Raw genomic sequence first — 20,457 nt, 5'->3', positions numbered from 1 at the left:
GTGCCATTCTATCATATGTATGAATTCAATCACGCGGCCATGAGTCCCATGCGGGCGACGGCCGACATGACCCGTCTCTATTTTCAAAATCCGCTCAACCCACTTACGCACACGCCCGTGGGCCGTTCGGTCGCGGCCGGATGCGAACTGGTCGAACGCATGACACGGCGCTACGGAAAGCCCGCGTTCGGGCTCGACGAGACCACCGTCAGCGGGGTCAAGGTTCCCGTTCGCGAAGAAGTGGTCTGGAGCAAGCCGTTTTGCAACATGCTGCATTTCGACCGCAAACTTGGTGCGAAGCAGCGTCAGGATCCCAAGATCCTGGTTATCGCGCCCATGTCGGGTCACTATGCGACGCTGTTGCGCGGCACCGTGGAAACGCTTCTGCCGCGCGCCGACGTCTATATCACCGACTGGATCGACGCGCGCATGGTTCCCGTGAGCCAGGGCAGTTTCGATCTCGACGACTACATCGACTATGTCATCGAGATGCTGCACTTCCTGGGGCCCGACACCCATGTCATCGCGGTTTGCCAGCCCTCGGTTCCCGTCCTTGCAGCCGTCGCGGTGATGGAAGGTCACGAGGATCCGCTGTCACCGGCGACAATGACGCTGATGGGCGGGCCGATCGATACACGGATCAATCCGACGGCCGTCAACGATCTTGCCGAAAGCAACGGGATCGAGTGGTTCCGCCGCAATGTGATCATGAAGGTCCCGTTCCCGCAGCCGGGCTTCCTGCGGGACGTCTATCCCGGATTCCTGCAGCTGTCGGGCTTCATGAGCATGAACCTCGACCGCCACGTGACGGCCCACCACGAGTATTTCCAGCATCTGGTCGACGGCGACGGCGACAGCGCGGAAAAGCACCGGGACTTCTACGACGAGTATCTTGCCGTGATGGACCTCACCGCCGAGTTCTACCTGCAGACGGTGGAGACGGTGTTCATCACCCATGCCCTTCCGAAGGGTGAATTCCGTCATCGCGGTGAACTTGTCGATTGCGGCAAGATCCGCCGTACGGCCTTGCTGACGGTCGAGGGCGAGAAGGACGATATCACCGGCGGCGGTCAGACCAAGGCGGCGCACGACCTGTGCACCGATCTCGCCGCCGACATGCAGGCCCACTACACCCAGCCGAATGTCGGCCACTATGGGGTGTTCAACGGATCGCGGTTCCGATCCGAAATCGCACCCCGGGTGATGGATTTCATCAGAACCCACCACCAGCGTCCGGACAAAGCGCCTGCGATCCCCGAAAACCGAACGGAAGTGGCCGTCGCCACCAAGACAGGCTCCGCCGCTTCAACCGTCGCGACTGCCACACAGGAAAAGCCCACCGCCAAGGCAAAACCTGCGAGCAACCCGAAATCGGGAATACTCTCCGACCCGCTCGCCGAAGTGCTCCTTGCCGAACCACAGGGCGCGGCCGACGACCTCACCGCTATCAGTGGAGTCGGACCAAAACTGCAAACAGCCCTCAACGGTGCCGGCATCTTCCATTACTGGCAGATAGCAGCCCTCACCGATGCGCAGATTTCCGCGCTCGACAGCAAGCTCGACTTTCGTGGCCGCATTGCCCGCGATGGCTGGATCGAGCAGGCACGCAAGCTGACGAAACAGCCTGTGGACGGCTGATCGCGCAAGAATAGGCAAAATCCGATCGTGCCGAGGGGCGGAGCCGGGACCGGTTCCGCCCCTTTTTCATGCCGGCAACGATTCTGCGCAGGTTCCGTGTGGCAGATTGCCCGGCCCAGACGCGCGAGACGGCGACCTTCCCCTTCGTGAAACAGCCCCCGCCTCAGGGGGTGGACCCATAAATGGGATTGCCATGGTTCGAGGCGGATTGCGTCTCGTCAAGGAGCGGAAGCGCAGAACATGCCCGCTCGTGTGTTTGCATCCCCGCGCGCCACGCACAGGCAATCGCGATTCCGATTGACAATCCCGGAATTACAACCTTAAATTTTAAAGTCTGGCGCCATACACGTCATTTGGAATGGGATGGTCCAGACGGGATTTCGCAATTGACCGGAATGTGGGCACCCCGGATGCATCGGCGATAAAATCAGTCGTCTCTGACATGCGCGAGTGACCGGGCTTGCGGTTCGCTCATATCGGGGTCGTCCAAAAGAACGCAAGCGGGAGCAGGCAATGGAAGCGCAGGTGCACGACACGAAACCCGGGAAACGCGCTGCGGCCGCCGCCTCCGTGCCGAGCGGGGCCCACGATACCGAACCGGGCCAGATTGCCAGCGTGGGCAACAACATCAGTGCGGCAAACGCCGGCTGGACGTTCGGTGGCCAGACGCCCAATCACTTCGCGGACCATGTGCGACGCTCAATCCCGATGTATGCCGAAGGGCACAAGCTCGCATGTGAATTGAGCGACTACTTCGTTCAGGACGGCACCGCATGCTATGAGCTAGGAAGTTCTGTCGGCGAGTTGATCGGCAAGGTTGCAACCCGCCACGCAGCGCATCAAAATGTCCGCTGGGTCGGCATCGACAGTGTCGAGGCGATGACGCTGAAGGCGCGTGAGGAGCACGGCCACCTCGGCATTGAGTTCGTCACCTCGGATATCCTCCGGTTCGCCTTCGAGCGCGCCAATCTCTTCCTGTCCTATTACACCATTCAGTTCACGCCGCTGGCGGTGCGCGCGCAACTGATCAGGAAGCTCTACGATTCCCTGCTTCCAGGCGGCGGGCTGATCATGTTCGAGAAGGTGCGCGGTTCCGATCCCGTGGCGCAGGATCTTCTTTCCAGCCTCTATATCGACTTCAAGATCGAGCAGGGGTTCCACCCTGCGGAGATCATCGCCAAGAGCAAGAGCCTGAAAGGCATCCTCAATCCGCAAACGTCGGAGGAAAACGTTCAGTCCTTGCGCGACGCCGGCTTCTCCTCGGTCTTCACCGTCATGCGCTATCTCAGCTTTGTCGGTTACCTGGCGATCAAGTAGTGGTGGCAGGCGCATGACCAAGAGCACGACGATCGAAGAGGACGCACGTTCGACGCCCGAGGACTACATGACATCCTTGCAGCGTTATTATTCGGACCTCTACGCGGGGCAGCCGATCTGCACGCGTGGGTATCGCAATCTTCGCGCGATCGAGGACTACTATGACGCACTGTGCCAGCCGAGTGCGCCACGTTCCATGCTCGACATCGGCTGCGGGCAGGGCGAACTCACGGCGTTCTTCGCAGACAGGGGCGCGCTGGCCCTGGGCGTCGACCTGATCGAGAACCCCCTGTGGGCGGGACTGGTCGAGACCCGGGCCGGACGGCTGGCATTCCAGGCCGGGGACTTCATGGAGGCCACGTTCACGGACTGCTTCGACGTGATTGTCGACAGCGGCTGTTTCCATCATCAGCATCCGGATGTTCAACCGCTTTATCTCGACAAGATCCGGACGCTCGTCACACCGGAGCGTGGCAAATTCGTCCTCTCGCTTTTTGAGACCAACCGGGAAATCGAAGACGACGGCATCCAGGTGATGCGCGACGGCCGTTTCGCCCGCACCGCCTCACTCGACTGGGTCGCCCCCTTCCTCGGCGAGCACGGTTTCACCGTGCGCGAAACCCTGCGCGTGCCGCGCGAGGACGGAACGCCCTATTGCCTCGTGGTGCACGCCGAATGACACAGGCGGCCTGCGTCCCGGGAACAGGGACCGGCCGATCCGGAGGCTTTGGGGATGACCGGTAGGCCGCAATTCCAGTTCTTCCTCGGACATTTCATATGGAACCTGGCATTTCTTCAGGGCGTGCTCATCTTTTTCTACGCCGACCGCGGTTTGAGCCTGGCCGAAGTGTTCCTAATCAAGAACATGGTCTCCGTGATCGTCGTCGTGACGGAAATCCCCTCCGGCCTGGTTTCCGACCTTTTCGGCCGCCGTCGCGCGCTGATCATCGGGGCGCTGGTGAAATTCGTGGGCTGCCTGATCATCGCCTTGAGTTCGCAATTCACGCTGCTTGCGGTCGCCTATGGTCTCATCGGTGTCGGTGTGAGCTTCTACAGTGGCACCAACATTGCCATCGTCTACGAAATGGAGCAGGCCAACGCCGACCCGGCTGCGCGCCACCGGGCGCTTGCCCAGATGGGCGTACTTGCCGGCCTCGCCCAGTTCACCTCGACGCTGCTCGGCGGGCTGGTCGCGACATGGTCGCTCGACATGGTCGGCTGGCTCAACGCAGCCGGCGCATTCGCGGCAGTTCTCGTTTTTCTGTCGTATCGCCTGCCGGAGCATGTGCGCGCACCGGCTCAGGCAGCAGCCACCCCCAAACGCTCACGACTTGGAATGGCCCGCGACGGGTTGCGCCATCTCGCCGGACAGGGAAACGCCACAGCCATCGTCACGGCGGCAGTCATGGTCGTCGCGCTGTTCATGCCGATGATTGCGATCACCACCTACCAGGGCGTCTGGAAGGAGATGGGCGCGGCTCTCGAGTTCGCCGCGGCGGCAACGGCCGTCGCCGGCCTTTTGAGCGCGGGCGCAAGTTATCTGGTGAAACGCTTTCTGGTCGCGGTCGCTCCGATCCGTTTCGCGGTCCTTGCCTTCCTTCTGCTGGAAGTCTCCGTTCTGCTGGGCGCACTCGACTGGATCGCGATGACCGTCGTGTCGATTGCCCTGATGGAGATCCTGCGCGCCTATGTGCTCATCGTCGGGTCCGTGATCGTCAATGACGCGGTGGACGACCGCTTCCGCGCAACCATCAATTCGGCAATCAGCCTGGTCACCCGCATCGTTGTGGTCGTGTTGTCGCCCGTCTGGGCCTTCCTGTTGCAGGACGCCGGGCACGCGTCCGCTTTCGTCTGGCTGGCCGGCGTCTATGCCGCACTCTTCGGGGCAATCGCCCTGGCCGGGCTTTGGGTGCGGGCAACCATCCGTCGCGCCCCGACGCCTGCCCCCGCACAGCCGAATCCCAATCGCATAGAAGAGGAGCACCCTCGATGACCCGCAGACGCATACTCATCCTCGATCGCGACGGGGCCGCGCGTTACCGGGACGCAGAGGGCCGCTTTCAGCCGTCCGCGCAGTTTCATCACGTTTCGGTCATCACCAAATCTGCGCATGAAGCAGGCTTTGCGGACATTCGCGGGCTCGATCTCCACATCGCCGATACAGATCGCGATCTGAACGGGCTGATGGCAATCGCCGACGCGCTTCACGCCCGTCACCCGTTCGACGGGGTCGTCGCATTGTCCGAGCGTCACATTCTGCCGGCCGCGGAATTTCGGGTGCGCCACAAGATTGCGGGCCGTCGGCCCGATGCCGCATTTGCCCTTCGCGACAAGCTCACCATGGCGCATCAGGTTCAAGCGGCGGGCATTCCCGTTCCCGAACAGGTCTGCCTTGCCGAGACCCACCGCGTGCGTGACCTGCTTGCCCGTCACGGACGGATCGTGGTGAAGCCGCGTGACGGGATGGGGTCGGCCGGCGTCCATGTCGTCGAGACACGTCGCGAACTCGAAGAGCGGATCGAGGTCGCCGGCAACCGCGCGAAGGACCAGCTTGCCGCGCAATATCTGGAAAACCGGGAATTTCATGTCGAAGCCGTGACGGTGGGCGATCGTGTCGTTTTCGCCGAGTGTTTCGAATACATCGGCCACCCGCTGCGCTTCCGCGATCTTGCGACACGGCGCGGCGTGACCGTCCGCGACGACACCCTCGCCGCGCGTATCCTGGCACTCAATGCATCGGCGCTCGAAGCGGTCGCCTTGCGGAACGGCGTGTCGCATCTGGAGTGTTTTCTTACCCCGGACGGGCAGCTTTACTTCGGCGAGGTTGCCGGGCGGCCAGGCGGGAGCGGAATCAGCGAATGCGTATCCGGCTTGTGGGGCATCGACACAGGCGCATGCGGCGCCCTTCTTGAGGTCGGATTGCCCGTCGAGCTGAAACCGGAAGCCCGTTTTCCGGCCGGCGGATGGATCGCCATCTATCCGAGAGCCGGAAGGCTGCAAGAAGTGTCGCCACTTTCCGTCTTCACTGATGACTGGGTCACCCACGCCGAGATCCTCTGCCAGCCAGGCCAGCAACTCGTCGCGCCCATCATGAGTGGCGCGTCGATCGCCCGCTTCTCCGTCGGCGGCGATACACCAGGGCATGTGCGCGAGCGGCTGGAGGAGATTTCACAGCGCTTCACCTTTCACGTGGCGCAGGGGGCGGAGGAACTCGCGGAGGCGCATGCCTCATGACGGACGCACGACGCGACGCGCCTCGCACCCGTCTCCTGCTTGTGGGCGGCTGGCCGGCCATCGTCGAAAAGGCCTTGCGTGCCGCCGATGAGGTTGTGCTCTTCCACGGCAATCCCACCGAAATCGACCCGGCGCTGCAGGACGCATGCCGGATTGTGCAGCCCATCGATACGCAGGACGAAACCACCTGCATCCAGCGGGCGCGGACGCTGCACCGAACCCACCCCTTCACGGGGGTCATCGCTGTGCGCGATGTCGATTGCATGGCCGCCGCCGGCATTCGTGACGCCCTTGGCATTGCGGGAAACAGCCGGGCGTCCGTGAGTCTGACCAGAAACAAGATTTCCATGCGCCGGGCGTTGAGCAACGGTCCGCTCGATACCGTAGCGTGGGCTGCGGCATACGACAGGGCCGAAGTGCGCGCCGCCGTTGCAAGGCTGTGCGCGGCGTCGGGCAAACCGGTCATCGTCAAACCGGCATCCGGGCGGGGCAGCCTCAACGTGCGCCTCGTCTCGCGTGAAAACGTCGAGGCCGTTCTTGCAACCCATACGGACGCAGGCCTTGCCGACGGGCTGATCGTGGAACGCTTCGTCGAGGGTGCGGAGTACAGTGTAGAAACCCTGTCACTGAACGGACATCATCACCTGCTCGGTGTGACCGAAAAGCTCAATCCCCCGCGCGCACCGTATTTCGTCGAGGAAGGTCACCTGTTTCCCGCACGCCTGACAGACACCGTTCTGGTCGATATCCGCGCCAGGGTCTTTCGTCTTCTCGACACCCTCGGGATCACGCAGGGGCTGTGCCACACCGAAATCAAGGTCGACGAGGGTATCGCGCATCTGATCGAAACCCACGCCCGGCCGGCAGGCGACCGTATCTGGCGCTTGATGGAACTCGCACTCGGCATCGACCCGATCGAGATCGGCTTCACCGCTCTTGTCGGGCGACCCGCAAGTCTACCCGAAACGGTGCCGGCAGTGCGCTTGGCCGCCATTGGTTATGTTTGCGGGGATGGCGGTCGCGTTTCCACCGCATCCGTTGACAGCTCAATCCACGAAATCCCCGGCCTGGTGGAAAGCAGGCTGCTGTTTCAAAGCGGCGCGATGGCACCGCCGACACAAGATTCCTACTCCAGGCATGCTTTCGTGATCATCACCAATGCGCGCGAGTGCGCCTTGCGCGACAATCTGGAGACCGCGCTTTCACGCATAAAGGTCCTTTGCACACCGGTTCCCAGTGCCGTCGTTGCCCAGCGCCCCCTGCCTCCGCAAACGGAAAATGCACGTAAGTAACGATAAAATATTTGACTGCACTTTTAGGTTGCGTAATCATATCTCGTCTCTTCATTGGCAGTTTCCTCGATTGCAGCCGAGGGTTTCCGGCGTGACCACCCAGATCGACACACTGATGATGAAACGGGCCCTGGCGCTTGGCGCCGCGGCCCGCGGGACCACGGCCCCGAATCCCGCAATCGGCTGCGTGATCGCGAAGAATGACCGCATTCTCGGCGAGGGGGCCACGCAACCCGGCGGGCGGCCGCACGCGGAAGCGATGGCGCTCGCGGCAGCGGGGACAAAGTCGCGGGGGGCGACGCTCTATGTCACGCTCGAGCCCTGTGCCCACATCGGGCGATCCCCGCCTTGCGCCGATGCCATCATCGCTGCCGACATCAAGCGCGTGGTCGTTGCCTTGGCCTTCGATCCGGATCCCCGCGTTTCGGGGCGGGGAATCGAAAAACTGCGGACCGCCGGCATCGAGGTGGAGACCGGTCTTCTTTGTGACCACGCAAGAGACGCCCTGGCCGGTTTTCTCAGCCGGATCACCCGGAACCGGGCCTTGGCCTGTCTTTTGTTTCACGACAGGGATACCGCCCCTCGGGACGAGGCGGACGACGGACTTAAAGCCCTGCGTGCAAACCACGATCTGGTGCTTGCGGCCACACCGCATCGCGAGCCGGATAACGCCCGCCCGCCCCAATTTCTTCTGCATTCAGCCCGCGGCGGCAAACCGCTCTGCCTGCGTTCGCTGCACAATTCCCTGGGCGCCCAGATCCCGCCAACCTGCGCCTTCTCTCGCCTGGACGATCTCCTCACACATCTTGGCGACGCCGGACACAACGACGTGCTCATCGAGGCCGAACGCTCGATCATGGCCGATCTGGCAGGTGAAACCGATTGCGGTTCAACGGAGGCCCTGCGCCCGGGAGGCCCGTCCGACGCGCCCGCGCCCTTGTCGGGCGCCCTTGCCGGCGGCCGTTTGCCGGGCGTGCACCACACCCCGGCCATGGGGACTCGCTCATGACCGCGCCACAGACCTCCCTGTTGCGGACGGTCGATGACGCCGCTCCGCCGTTTCGGCCGCTTGCACCACTGGCGCATCCGACCTCGGCGAGCGACCGCGCGGCAATGGGCTATCCGGACGCCTTTGTCGCCGCCCGGCTTCCGGACCACTTGAGCCTGGCCGAAGGTTTCATGTCGTCGTCCAGGCAGGATCTGCTCGACATCATTGCGGATCCGGCCCGCGACCTCGCGGATCGTCTGGGCGCGGCGACACGGCTCAACATGCTTGGCGATCCGCGCGTCGTATCGGAGATACCGGAGATGATCGAAGTTGCGGGGGGCGAGGTACCTGTCGGTCTCGATCCGGATCAGGTCGATGACGTCATCTCGCGTTTCGACGACCTTTTCCTTGAACGGTCCTGGATCGAGAAGGAGTGCCCGCGCCATCTGCGCAGGCTGGCGCGGCACCGTATCGCCCGCTATCCGGTCACCAACCGCGAGTATCGTGATTTTCTACAAGACAGCGGCTATGGCGAGTTGCCGACGAGCTGGCCACTCGGCCGCTATCCATCGGATCGCGGCAATCACCCTGTTTACACCGTCACGGCGGAAGCAGCCGCCACCTATGCGCTATGGCTGGCGCAGCGTACCGGCCGCAAGTTCCGGCTTCCCGATGAGGCGGAATGGGAACACGCCGCCGGGGGGCCGCAGGCATTGGAATTCCCCTGGGGACAAACCTTCAATTCCGAGTGTGCCAATACGATCGAATCCGGTCTTTTGACCTCCGTGCCGATCGGCATCTATCCGCAGGGGCGCAGCCCGTTCGGACTCGACGACATGGCCGGAAATGTCGAGGAGTATGTCGCGGGACACTACGCTCCCTACCCTGGCGGGACCGAAATCGCCGACGATCTGGCGCTTGTCTGGCCGGCGGGCTACGCGGTGGCAAGAGGCGGCGGGTTCTCGCGGTTTCGCGACCTGGCGCGGTGCCGACGCCGCCACGGGCTTTATCCGCGCCCGCTCTATGCGATCGGATTTCGGCTGGCGGAGGATGTGTCGTGAACATGCCAGCCACACAGACACGCCCGGTCCATCGGACCAGCGACCAAGACACCGGGGACCAAAACACTGGCGACCAAGACGCTGGCGACCGTGCCAATCTCCTGGCGCGGCACCCGGCGCTTGCCGCCTTCGCCGCCCGGCTCGGCAATACCCCGGTCGTTTGCCTGCCCCGCATCCCCGGCGAGGCGCGCATCATCGCCAAATGCGAATGGTTCAATCCAACCGGATCGATCAAGGACCGAACCGCCTTTGCGTTGATCTGCGATCTCCTGTTGCGGGAGCCGAACCCCATACGGGTTCTGGAATACAGCGGCGGAAACCTGGCCGTGTCGCTCTCGCGGCTGTGCGCGGACCTGGGCCTGGCGAACACGCTGATCATGGCGTCTTTCATGCCGCCGGCCGCAATCGCGGAGATGCGCGACCTCGGGACAAAGGTCCACATCGTCGACAAGGCCCTCGGGTTCTGGGCGGTGATGGAAGCCGCATACCGCATGGCTGAACGCCATGCCGACTGGTCGTTTCTCCACCAGCACGTGAACCGCGCGAACCTGAGGATCCATGAGACCGGCACTGGTGCGGAGTTCGCCCGGCAGCTGCAAGATATTGACGATTGGGGGATTTCTTCCGTCGACGCCTTTGTCGCCTCGATCGGCACCGGAGGAACGCTCGTCGGCGTTCATTCGGCGCTCCGGAGGATTTATCCGCAGGTGAGGATGGTCGCCGTCACTCCGGCCGAATTGCCCTATGCCAGCGAAGCCCCGCCCAACGGATTGCCGAAATACGCCGGCTCAGGCGGACTGGGCAGCGGGCGCAAGCAGCCGTTCGTCGCCGATCACGAAAGCCGGCTCGCCCGCAAACTGACCGTACGCTTTCCCGATTCCCTCGCCGGAATCCGTCTTCTCAACGCCCAGTGCGGACTGCGCATCGGATCTTCAGCAGGCGCGAACTGGCTGGCCGCGCGAAAGCTCGCGCGCGAACTCGGTCCCGATACCGTGGTCGCCACCGTTTTTCCCAGCGCGGCAACGCCCTCCGAGTGGAGGGCTGCCAATGCGCTCGACAAGCAAGACATCGCCAATGCCGCGGTGCTGGACGAAAACGGTGAGGAGGCCGCCCCATGACGAAACCCTTGAGCCCGACGATTGCGTGCAATGCAAAAGCACCGGACCCGCCGCCATCCACAGGGCTTCGCATCGTGACGGCAGTGCCGATCCACATCGGGCGCGGCGGCGGCGAGGGCACCTTCTATGCGTTCGACGGCCTGAGCGACGGCAAGGAGCATTTCGCCATCGGTTTTCCGCGCCGGGACCGTTCCGCTCCGCCGCTGGTGCGGGTGCATTCCGAATGCATGACCGGCGACGTCTTCGGGTCGATGCGTTGCGACTGCGGCGATCAGCTGAGCGAAGCGCTGGAGCTGCTCGGGGTGGAGGGAGGATATCTTGTCTATCTGCGCCAGGAGGGTCGCGGCATCGGCCTCAATGCAAAATTGTCCGCCTATCTGCTTCAGGATCAGGGTCTCGACACATTCGCGGCCAACCGTGCGCTGAACCTTCCCGAGGACGCCCGCGACTTCTCAGAGGCCGCGGCGATGCTGATCGCGCTTGGCGCGCCGGTCGTGCGGCTGATCACCAACAATCCCGACAAGCAGGCGCAGCTTGCGCATGCCGGAATCCGGATCGCCGAACGCCTTCCCACCGCCGTTCACGTCAACAGCCACAATCTCAAGTACCTGCGCGCCAAGGCACGGCTGCGCCAGCACGCATTCGCCCTGGAAGGAGAGGACCTCACATCATGAAGCATCTTGCCCCGATCAGCGGCATTGCCTGCCTCAAGGGTCGCTATGTCGCTACCGCCGGTTATGACGACCAGCTCATCCTCTGGGACGGGCTGTCCCGGATCGCCATCCAGCGCGCCTATCACGATCATCTCGCCAACCAATGCGCATTCAGCCCCGACGGCAAATTCCTCGCCAGCGCCAGCAGCGACTATACGGCGCGTCTCTACGACGTGCCGACCATGCGCTTGCGCACCGTTTTCGACGGGCATGAAGACGACATCGAGATGATCGCCTTTTCCGGCGACGGCACGAAGGTCGCGACGTGCTCACGCGACAGCACGCTGCGCGTCTTCGCGCTCGACGGCACCTGCCTGTCAATCATGCGCGGACACGAAGCGGACGTGATTTCCGTCGGCTTCGCGCCGGGAGACGCGGAAATCATTTCAAGCAGCGACGATGCAACGGTTCGCCGCTGGTCGGTGGAAACCGGCAAGGAGCTCTCGAGGGTTGCCTTCGACGACGTGGAAACCGATGCGCTGGCGATCACGCCCGACGGACTCGTCATCGCCGGCAATGACGAGGGGCAGATTCTCACCATTGACGGCGACGACGTCCAGACCGTTCAGGCCCATGACGCCGGAATCAAGCGACTCGTCTATGACGCGGAAGGACAGCGGCTGGTAAGCCTGAGCTACGACCGCAAGATGTGCCTGTGGTCGCTGCAGGGATCCGAACTCGTGCTGTCGACGACCGCGGCCTTGCCCGATGTGGTCTGGCCGCGCTCCTGCGCCTTCTTCGATGACAACACCATCGTTTTCGCCACCTTCGGCTCGACGTTCGCCATCTACGATATCGCCGAAGACAGCTGGGATGTGGACGGCATCGACCCGTCGATCAGCATCAACGCGGTGCTGCCGGCACGCGGCGGCGTATGGACCATCGGCGATGCCGGCATTCTGAAGCGGGATGGTATCGTGGCCGGCGAAACCGGAAGCCTGTGCAACTTCCTTGTGGACCTCGACGGACGCATCGTGTCGGGAGGCCAGATGGGCCGGATCTTCAACGCGGAGAGTGGGGCCGTGCTGCATCAGCACCGCTCGCCGCTCAACTGCGGCGCGGCTTTCGTCAAGGACGGTCTGCCGCATGTCGCGATCGGCGCCTATACCGGCGAGATTGTCGTTCTTTGCGCAGACAGCGGTGAGATCCGACATGTCGCGTCAATTCCGGTTCACCGCAACGCCATCAAGGGCATCGCCAGCGACGGTGAGCGGCTTTTCACCGTCGCGGCCGATTGTTCCGCCGCGTTGACGCGGATCTCCGACTTCGAGACCGAGACGATCTGGGAAGACGGTCATGACAAGATTGCCAATGGCTGCGCGACACTGGGATCGGGAGCTTTCGTCAGTATCAGCCGCGACCTGTGCCTCAGGATCTGGTCGCGCGATGGCGCGATCGGCCACCGCTCGCCGCATGTCAATTCAATCAAGTGCGTGGCAACCGACGGACGCTATGTCGCCACCGGAAGCTATGGCGGCGTGGTTGCGGTCTTCGATCTCGACACCGGCCGCTGGGTGCTGAACCGCCGCCTGACCGGCGCAGGCCTGTCCTGCCTCGTCGCAACACGGCAGCCGGGGGCGTTTCTGGTGAGCGCCTATGATGGCGAGGTCTACAGCGTCGACATTCCCGCAGCCGATGCGGCCAGGGCGGCCTGACGGCAGCCATCCGGGCCACACACAGGATCCGGGCCTGACAATCAGTCCGGCCGTCAGCGCTCGTCCGATGTTTTCTGCATCGTCCGGGTGATGCGGCCAGTGTAGGGCTCAAGGTCTTGCGCCGTGACGTCGTCTTCGTCATAGGCACCGATCAAGACGCCCGTTCGGCCACCTGCGCCGGCGCGCCGGGCCAGGATCTGCGCATCGGAAACGGTGGTGCGCTGACTTTCCCGCCGCGCCCAGTTCCCCAACTTGTCACGCATGTCGCGGACCATTCCCGAATGGCCTGGATCGCGGCCCAGGTCGACGAGTTCGTCGGGATCGTTCTCGAGGTCGAACAGCATCGGCGGCAGGCTGCCTTCCGCGTGGATCAGCTTCCAGCGACGATCCACCACCATAAACAGCCGCGCATCCCCCGGCGCCAAGCCCAGCGCTTCGGCCATGGGCGTGCAGGAATAGTCGTATTCGCTCACGGCGAAATCACGCCAGTCGGTGGGCACCTCGCCATGGAGGAACGGCCGCAGCGACCGACCCTCCAGGATGTGACCGGGAACGTCGCCGCCGGCGACATCGACGAAGGTGGCGGCAAGATCGATGGCCTCGACCAGTGCATCGCAGGTGGTGCCACGCGTGACGTCCGCCTCAGGAGAAGGATCGTAGACGACCATCGGCACCTTCACCGAGGGATCGTGAAAGAGATCCTTCTCGCCCAGCCAGTGATCGCCCAGATAATCGCCATGATCGGAGGTGAGCACGACGATCGTGTCCTTCAGGCGTCCACTGTCCTCAAGATAGCTCATCAGCCGGCCGATCTGATCGTCGCATTGCTTGATGAGCCCCATATAGGCGGGGATCACCGCGTTGCGGACCTCGTCACGCGCGAAACCGCGCGAGGCATGCGACTGCATGAAGGCCGCATGCACCGGGTTCGGGTCCACGCGCTCGGCCTCGGCACGCACAGCGGCGACCACATCATCGACACCATAGAGGGCGTGATAGGGTGGCGGCACAATGTAGGGCCAATGCGGCTTGATATAGGAGAGATGACACAGCCAGGGAACGGCTGTGCGGGCAGCGCGCCGTTCCTCCAGAAACGCAATCGCCTGCTCGGTCAGCCACGGCGTTTCGGAATCCTCTTCGCGAATGTTCGCCGGCTTGCGGGCATTGCGCATGAGCCAGCCTGTTTCGACATCTCCCGTTCCGCCATCTCCGCGGATGGCCGAATTCGCATGATCGTGCCAGGGATTGCAGCCGTCGTAGCCCTTCTCCCGAAGATAGGCGTTGTAGGGAGACGGCTTGGCGTCATAGGGACCGTCGGCGCCTTCGGCCCACAATCCGTCATCGCGCACGCGCGCATCGAACCCGCATTCTGCGATCCGCGCCCCGATGATGCCTGCGCGCGAGATCCCGAGCCGGTCGAGCCCGGCATCATCCACCTTCATGTGTGTCTTGCCGATCAGCACTGCATCCATGCCCCGGGCGCGCAGATGATCGCCAAGCGTCATCTCCCCGGCCTTCAGCGGATAATTGTTCCAGGCCGCGCCATGCGATTGGACATAGCGGCCTGTGTAGAAGCTCATCCGCGATGCACCGCAGATCGGCGACTGGACATAGGCGCGGGAAAAGCGAACACCGCGGGCGGCGAGCGCATCGATGTGCGGTGTCTCGAGGAAAGGGTGACCGGCACAGGACAGATAGTCGAACCGCAGCTGGTCGAACATGACAAACAGGATGTTGCGGGGGGTGCTGCGCGACACGAAAAATCCAGTTCTTGCTGATCAGGGCGGGCGGAACATGAAAAGCAAGGCGATGCTCCCGGCGAACCCCACTTGATACGGCGGACGACTCAAATCGCAAGACGGCCGGCACCAACAGTCAAAAAAAGTTATACAAATCGGCTAAATTCTCATTTTACATTACCTATTACATCTATCACTTTCCGTCCTGGAGAAAGCCGCGCATCGGCTCGACCGCCGGACAGGATGCCGGCAAGGGAGGAAAACATGACGACGACACTGTTGAACGCGGGTGCAAGGGTCCTCGCAATCTTCTGCGGGCTGGTGGCCGGCACGGCCGCCGCGCAGGACGTGACGCTGCGCGTCCATCAGTTCCTGCCGTTGCAGGCAGCGATCCCGGCGCGGGCCATCGCCCCGTGGATCGAAGCGGTGGAAACGCAATCGAATGGCCGCATCAAGGTGGAGCACTATCCCTCGATGCAGTTGGGCGGAGCTCCTCCGGCCCTCTACGACCAGGCGAAGGACGGCGTGGTCGACATCATTTGGACCGTTCTCGGCTATACGCCGGGCCGCTTCCCGCGCACGGAAGCCTTCGAGCTTCCGTTTCTGGTCACCAATGCCGAAGCAACGTCGAGGGCATTTCACGAATTCGTCGAAGCCCATGCCATGGAGGAATTCGCCGGTGTAAAACCCGTTGCGCTGCATGTGCACGGCCCCGGCGTGCTGCATGTGAAAGGTGATGGCGTCAAAACGCTTGAAGACATGAAGGGCCTCAAGCTGCGCGGACCGACGCGCATCGTCACCCGCCTTCTGGACAAGCTCGGTGCGACCGCCATCGGCATGCCGGTTCCGGCCGTTCCGGAAGCTGTGTCCAAGGGCGTGATCGACGGCGCTGTCATTCCCTGGGAGGTCACGCTGCCGCTCAAGATGACCGAACTGGTGAACACCCACACAAAGTTCGACGACCCGCGCGGCCTCTACACCGCGACCTTTGTCTTCGCCATGAACCAGGGCAGCTACGACGCGCTTCCCGACGATCTCAAGGCGGTTATCGACGCCAACTCCGGACCGGATACGGCGGCGATGTTCGGGCGCGCGATGGACGAGGTCGACGCGATCGGCGAGAAGAAGGCAGAGGAAAGCGGCAACACCATCATCACGATCAGCGCGGAAGAGACCGCGCGCTGGAAGGAAGCCGCGCAGCCCATCGTCGCGGAATGGATCGCGGAAATGAACGACAAGGGTCTGGATGGCCAGGCGCTGGCTGGCGCCGCGCGCGCTCTTGTCGACAGCAACACCGCCAAATGATAGCGATCTTGCGGGCGTCGCCCTGGGCGGCGCCCGCAAGCGGATTGGGCGCAGGTCGAAAACAAGGATCGCCACCGTGCGGCAGACAGTTGAAATGGCGCTGACCGCCGTCGCCGGCTGGTTCGCAATCGTCGGCGGTTCGATGCTCGTCGCCATCACGGCAATGACGGTTGTTTCCATCACCGGACGCGAGCTGAACTGGCTGGGGCTTGCCCCCGTTCCCGGCGACTATGAACTCGTCGAGGCGGGGACGGCCTTCGCGATCTTCGCCTTTTTGCCCTGGTGCCAGATGAAACGCGGGCACGTGACCGTCGATCTTTTCATGGCGCGTTTCGGACCGCGTGTGAACGCCGCCGTCGATGTGGTTTCCAACATCCTGATGACGGCCGTCGCGACCCTGATCGCTTGGCGGCTGTGGCTCGGTATGCTCGACAAGAAGGCCTATCATGAAACGACCTTCATCCTGCAGTTTCCACTGTGGTGGGCCTATGCGGCAGCAATGACAGGCGCCGTTTTTTTTGCCGTCGTCTGCCTCTATACCATCTGGCGCAGTCTCGCGGAGACCCTGGCGTCGGACGATCAATCTTCCCAGCATCAGGAGTCGTAGCCGGTGACGTCCCTCGAATACGGGCTCTGGTCGATCCCGATCCTGCTGCTCCTGATCTTTCTTCGATTGCCCATCGGACTTGCGATGTTCGTGATCGGCGTCATCGGAACAAGCCTGGTCACAGGCTCGACCGTGCCCGTTCTCGCGCAGCTGAAGTCGCTGGTCTACAGCACCTTTTCCAACTACTCGCTGTCGATCGTGCCGCTTTTCCTCTTGATGGGCCAGTTCGCCACCAGAGGCGGTATGTCGCGTGCGCTGTTTCGCGCGGCAGAGACCTTCGTCGGTCACCGCCGCGGCGGCGTCGCCATGGCGGCGGTGGCGGCATGTGGCGGATTCGGTGCGATCTGCGGCTCGTCGCTGGCGACAGCCGCCACAATGGGACAGGTGGCGCTGCCGGAAATGCGTAGAGCCGGTTACTCCGGCGCGCTGTCGACGGCCTGCCTTGCCGCAGGCGGAACGCTCGGCATCCTGATCCCGCCCTCCGTCGTCCTCGTCATCTACGCAATCCTGACGGAGCAGAATATCGCCAAGCTGTTCATGGCGGCCTTCGTGCCGGGCATTCTGGCGGCCGTCGGCTATATGCTCACCGTTTCGCTTTATGTCCGCTTTCGCCCCGACAGCGCCGGTCATCGCGACCGCGCCTCCTGGTCGGAGCGCGGAACAGCGCTTGTCGCCGTCTGGCCAGTCCTGATCATCTTCATCGCCGTGATCGGCGGCATTTATTCAGGTGTTTTCACCCCCACCGAAGGGGCGGCCGTCGGCGCGGCCGGAACAGGGCTCGTCGCCTTGTGGAAGGGGGGGCTAGACCGCAAGGGGCTCGTGGACTCCTTCCTGTCCACTGCCGCCTCGACCGGCATGATCTTCTTCATCGTGCTCGGCGCAACCGTCTACAACGGGTTCCTCGCCTTTTCCCAGTTGCCGCAACAGTCCGCTGCCTATGTCGCGGGTCTTGGCCTAAGTCCATGGCTGGTGCTGGTCCTGATCCTCATCTGTTATCTGATTTTCGGCTGCATCATGGATTCCCTGTCGATGATCCTGCTGACGATCCCGATCTTCTTTCCCATCGTTTCCGCCCTCGACTTCGGCCTGCCGCCGGAGGAATTCGCCCTTTGGTTCGGCATCATCGTGCTGATCGTCGTGGAGGTGGGGCTGATAACGCCACCGGTGGGCATGAACCTCTTCGTCATCAACTCGATGGCCCCGGACATCCCGCTCAGCCAGACGTTCAAGGGGGTAATGCCCTTCATCGCCAGCGACATCGTGCGCGTAGCAATCCTGGTGCTCTTTCCCTCGCTCACGCTCTTCCTGGTGCGCTGGCTTTATTGATCTCGGGCGGGCCCTTTGTCGATATGAGCGACGAAGCCCGGCAGCCTGAGTTCGCGGAGCATGTACCATTGCTCCAGATGCGCGCGCACGATGGGAGCGAAATGCCGGTCGAGGGCCGCGACACCGCGCGCGACCGGATCTCCGTTCGCTCCGTCGCGGTCGAAATCGAGTGGCGCTGACGCCACGAACCGGTACCGGGCCGGTCCGATGCGAACCACATGGACGGGCACCAGCGGCGCGCCGGTTTTCAACGCAAGCTTCACCGCAACGACGGCGTTTCCGCGTGTTGGCAGGTCGCGGCCAAACGCCGGGAGATGAATCTGCCGGTCACGCACCTCGTCGACAAACAGCAATGCATCAAACCCCTCGCCGACGACGAGCCGGTGCAGGTACCGCGCCGACCGTGGCCCCGGCGGAAAGATGTGGCAGCCATAGCGGACCCGCAGACGCGACAGGATCTCGTTCGCATGGCGTGACGGTTCCGGTTGCCAGGTCGCGACGATGTTTCGCCCCAGGCCATTGCGCACGACCTCGAATACCAACTCGAATGGCCCAAGATGCACCGCGGCGAACACGACGGGCGTGCCGATGGGCAACCGGGCGCGGATCGCCTCCCAGCCCTCGATCTCCACCCGGCCGGCCGAACGCAACCGTTCGAGTGTGGCATATTCGGCAAGGACCTCGCCCGCTCCCGTCCACCACCTGCGCGAGGCCGCCTCAAGATCCGCGGCATCAAGCGGTGCCCGGGGATGAAGCTCGGCCAGATTGAAATCGATCCGGCGGGCAAAGATCCGCCGGCGGTACCGAAAACGGGACAGCGGCGCGAGACGGCGGGCAATCAGCGGCGCGAGCCACACAGGGCACCGGCGCAGAAGGTCGTGAAGAGCGGTCTTGAAGAAACCTGACGGCGTCTCGACAAGGTGGTATCGACGGGCCTGACGACCGGTCTCTCCCCGCGCAAAGACGGCAAGATATGGCGGTGCGTCGGGCGCCGGCGCGCGGGTTGCGTCAAAGGAAACATCCGGCACACGCCGCTCCATTCCGGGCACGCTAACCGTCGCGCGCGCGCAGGCGCATCGGCAAGCGCTCGCCGGGGCGCAGGGTCAAGCGGCTGACCGGCTGGATGTCCGTTCCCGGCTCCAACCCGGGATCGAAACTGCGGGCAAGCATGGCGAGCGACAGGACCGATTCCGTCATCCCGAAGGACAGACCGGCACAAATGCGCGGTCCAATGGCGAACGGCACATAGCCGAACTTCGACTGACCGCCGCGCGCACTGCCCAAAAACCGCTCCGGCTCGAAATGGTCGGCACGCTCCCAGAGGTTGGGGTTTCTGTGCAAAAGCCAGGGCACGACCATGACGATCGACCCCTTGGGGATGGCAACGCCCGCGATCTTGTCATCCCGGTTGGCCTCGCGCGCCAGAATCGGCACGGGCGGATACAGCCGCAATGTCTCTTCAATCACTGCGCGGGCATAGGGAAGTCGGGCGATATCCTCAAATGCCGGATCCCGATCCGGACACACGGCGTCAAGCTCGGCATGCAGGGCGTTGCGCGCCCAGGGCGCCTGGGACAGCAAGAACCAGGTCCAGGCAAGCGTGTTGGCCGTGGTTTCATGGCCCGCCATGAAGATGACGGCAGCCTCGTTGCGAATGGCCTCGCGCGACAGGGGGCGCCCATCTTCGTCGCGAGCGTCGAGCAGCCCGCCGATCACCGAGGCCTCGCCGTCGCCGGCGCGGACTTGGTAACTGCTGATGATCTCCTCAAGCACCGCATCAATGCGCTTCACGGCCCGCTTGATGGCCCGTCCGCGCAGCCGGGGAATCCAGTCCGGCAGCCGAAGCAGCGACAGAATATCGACCTGGTCGATATGACGCTGGTAGTCGGTGAAACTCTCGACGATCTCGGCGGCATAGTCGCGCCCAAGCTGGCGTCCGAAGATCGTGCGGCAGATGATTTCGGCCGTCAGATGCGCCATTTCCTCAAGCATGTCGACCTGAGCATCCGCGCCCCGCGCCTCCCATGCGGCGCGCCGTTCGGCGACCGTTTCCGCCATCACGGGGAAAAACGCCGGAACCCGCGACGCATGAATGATCGGTGCAACGATCTGCCGGCGCCGCCGCCAAGTTTCGCCATCGGACACGAACAGGCCGTCTCCGATCAGCGGCTCCAGCGCATGGCGCATCTGCGGGCTCTTGCGCTCGTAGATCACATGTTTGCGCACGAATGCTTCCTGCACGGTCGCCGGGCTGTTGCAAATGAACAGCATGCGGCGCAAGACAGTTATCTTGGTCCAGGGTTTGGAAAAGGACGGCAACGTCCAGATCGACAGCAGACTGCGCCTTGCAAGCTTGATCAGCTCGAGAACCGACGGCTTGATCTCGGGACGTGCCGGGTAGGGCGGAACATAGCGTTCAACCGGTTCATGCGTCTTGTCCTGGTCGTCCGCGAGATGTGTCATC

Annotated in this window: 17 protein-coding genes; 14 read left to right on the top strand and 3 right to left on the bottom strand. The window is 63.3% G+C overall.

Annotation, left to right across the window (positions count from 1 at the left end; translation table 11 throughout):
* Positions 1-39: 39 nt before the first annotated feature.
* The 11 genes from phaZ (at position 40) to BLU32_RS18880 (ending at position 13,016) form a co-directional block, all read left to right on the top strand.
* Entirely contained in the window at positions 40-1,638 is a 1,599-nt protein-coding gene (gene phaZ, locus BLU32_RS18930; RefSeq protein ID WP_244501881.1) for a polyhydroxyalkanoate depolymerase, read from the top strand.
* A 513-nt stretch (positions 1,639-2,151) separates the two neighbouring features.
* Positions 2,152-2,955, top strand: a complete 804-nt coding sequence (locus tag BLU32_RS18925; RefSeq protein WP_093809533.1) for a methyltransferase domain-containing protein — start codon at positions 2,152-2,154, stop codon at positions 2,953-2,955.
* Positions 2,956-2,968: 13 nt separating this feature from the next.
* Positions 2,969-3,634 carry a bifunctional 2-polyprenyl-6-hydroxyphenol methylase/3-demethylubiquinol 3-O-methyltransferase UbiG gene (locus BLU32_RS18920; RefSeq protein ID WP_093809531.1) on the top strand — a complete coding sequence of 222 codons (666 nt, stop codon included), beginning with the start codon at positions 2,969-2,971 and terminating at the stop codon, positions 3,632-3,634.
* A 54-nt stretch (positions 3,635-3,688) separates the two neighbouring features.
* Positions 3,689-4,948, top strand: coding sequence for an MFS transporter (locus BLU32_RS18915; protein WP_093809529.1), 1,260 nt, complete (start codon positions 3,689-3,691; stop codon positions 4,946-4,948).
* Entirely contained in the window at positions 4,945-6,189 is a 1,245-nt protein-coding gene (locus BLU32_RS18910) for an acetyl-CoA carboxylase biotin carboxylase subunit family protein (protein ID WP_093809527.1), read from the top strand. Before BLU32_RS18915 ends, BLU32_RS18910 begins: the two co-directional genes overlap by 4 nt.
* Positions 6,186-7,481 (top strand): ATP-grasp domain-containing protein, encoded by a 1,296-nt coding sequence (locus BLU32_RS18905; RefSeq protein WP_093809525.1) that lies wholly within the window; start codon positions 6,186-6,188, stop codon positions 7,479-7,481. Before BLU32_RS18910 ends, BLU32_RS18905 begins: the two co-directional genes overlap by 4 nt.
* On the top strand, positions 7,435-8,490 hold the full coding sequence (ribD, locus tag BLU32_RS18900) for a bifunctional diaminohydroxyphosphoribosylaminopyrimidine deaminase/5-amino-6-(5-phosphoribosylamino)uracil reductase RibD (RefSeq protein ID WP_244501743.1): 1,056 nt from the start codon (positions 7,435-7,437) through the stop codon (positions 8,488-8,490). The genes BLU32_RS18905 and ribD overlap by 47 nt, the downstream gene beginning before the upstream one ends.
* Entirely contained in the window at positions 8,487-9,530 is a 1,044-nt protein-coding gene (locus BLU32_RS18895; RefSeq protein WP_093809523.1) for an SUMF1/EgtB/PvdO family nonheme iron enzyme, read from the top strand. Before ribD ends, BLU32_RS18895 begins: the two co-directional genes overlap by 4 nt.
* A 2-nt stretch (positions 9,531-9,532) precedes the next feature.
* The gene (locus BLU32_RS18890; RefSeq protein ID WP_093809521.1) at positions 9,533-10,648 is read left to right on the top strand and encodes a PLP-dependent cysteine synthase family protein; all 1,116 of its coding nucleotides are present in this window, start codon (positions 9,533-9,535) and stop codon (positions 10,646-10,648) included.
* A complete protein-coding gene (gene ribA, locus BLU32_RS18885) occupies positions 10,645-11,322 on the top strand; it encodes a GTP cyclohydrolase II (RefSeq protein ID WP_093809519.1) in 678 nt (225 codons plus the stop codon). Before BLU32_RS18890 ends, ribA begins: the two co-directional genes overlap by 4 nt.
* The gene (locus BLU32_RS18880; protein WP_197673639.1) at positions 11,319-13,016 is read left to right on the top strand and encodes a WD40 repeat domain-containing protein; all 1,698 of its coding nucleotides are present in this window, start codon (positions 11,319-11,321) and stop codon (positions 13,014-13,016) included. Before ribA ends, BLU32_RS18880 begins: the two co-directional genes overlap by 4 nt.
* A 53-nt stretch (positions 13,017-13,069) precedes the next feature.
* Here BLU32_RS18880 and BLU32_RS18875 read toward each other — a convergent pair whose 3' ends face one another.
* Positions 13,070-14,773 (bottom strand): sulfatase-like hydrolase/transferase, encoded by a 1,704-nt coding sequence (locus BLU32_RS18875; RefSeq protein WP_172838592.1) that lies wholly within the window; start codon positions 14,771-14,773, stop codon positions 13,070-13,072.
* A 246-nt stretch (positions 14,774-15,019) separates the two neighbouring features.
* On the opposite strand from BLU32_RS18875, the gene BLU32_RS18870 reads away from it, so the two are divergent.
* From BLU32_RS18870 to BLU32_RS18860, 3 genes are all read left to right on the top strand, one after another.
* Complete coding sequence (locus BLU32_RS18870; RefSeq protein WP_093811324.1) at positions 15,020-16,060, top strand: TRAP transporter substrate-binding protein; 1,041 nt, start codon at positions 15,020-15,022, stop codon at positions 16,058-16,060.
* A 76-nt stretch (positions 16,061-16,136) separates the two neighbouring features.
* The gene (locus BLU32_RS18865; RefSeq protein ID WP_244501742.1) at positions 16,137-16,667 is read left to right on the top strand and encodes a TRAP transporter small permease; all 531 of its coding nucleotides are present in this window, start codon (positions 16,137-16,139) and stop codon (positions 16,665-16,667) included.
* A 3-nt stretch (positions 16,668-16,670) separates the two neighbouring features.
* A complete protein-coding gene (locus BLU32_RS18860) occupies positions 16,671-17,993 on the top strand; it encodes a TRAP transporter large permease (RefSeq protein ID WP_093809515.1) in 1,323 nt (440 codons plus the stop codon).
* Here the strand turns inward: BLU32_RS18860 and BLU32_RS18855 are convergent.
* A complete protein-coding gene (locus tag BLU32_RS18855) occupies positions 17,987-19,021 on the bottom strand; it encodes a lysophospholipid acyltransferase family protein (RefSeq protein WP_157727751.1) in 1,035 nt (344 codons plus the stop codon). The two genes, BLU32_RS18860 and BLU32_RS18855, sit on opposite strands and share 7 nt — an antisense overlap.
* Before the next feature lie 22 nt (positions 19,022-19,043).
* On the bottom strand, positions 19,044-20,456 hold the full coding sequence (locus tag BLU32_RS18850; protein WP_093811320.1) for a cytochrome P450: 1,413 nt from the start codon (positions 20,454-20,456) through the stop codon (positions 19,044-19,046).
* Position 20,457: the final 1 nt, after the last annotated feature.

The organism is Stappia sp. ES.058, from assembly GCF_900105595.1.
Lineage (GTDB): Bacteria > Pseudomonadota > Alphaproteobacteria > Rhizobiales > Stappiaceae > Stappia.
The sequence above is the reverse complement of the archived record's forward strand: the minus strand, read 5'-3'. Positions and strand labels throughout refer to the sequence as shown.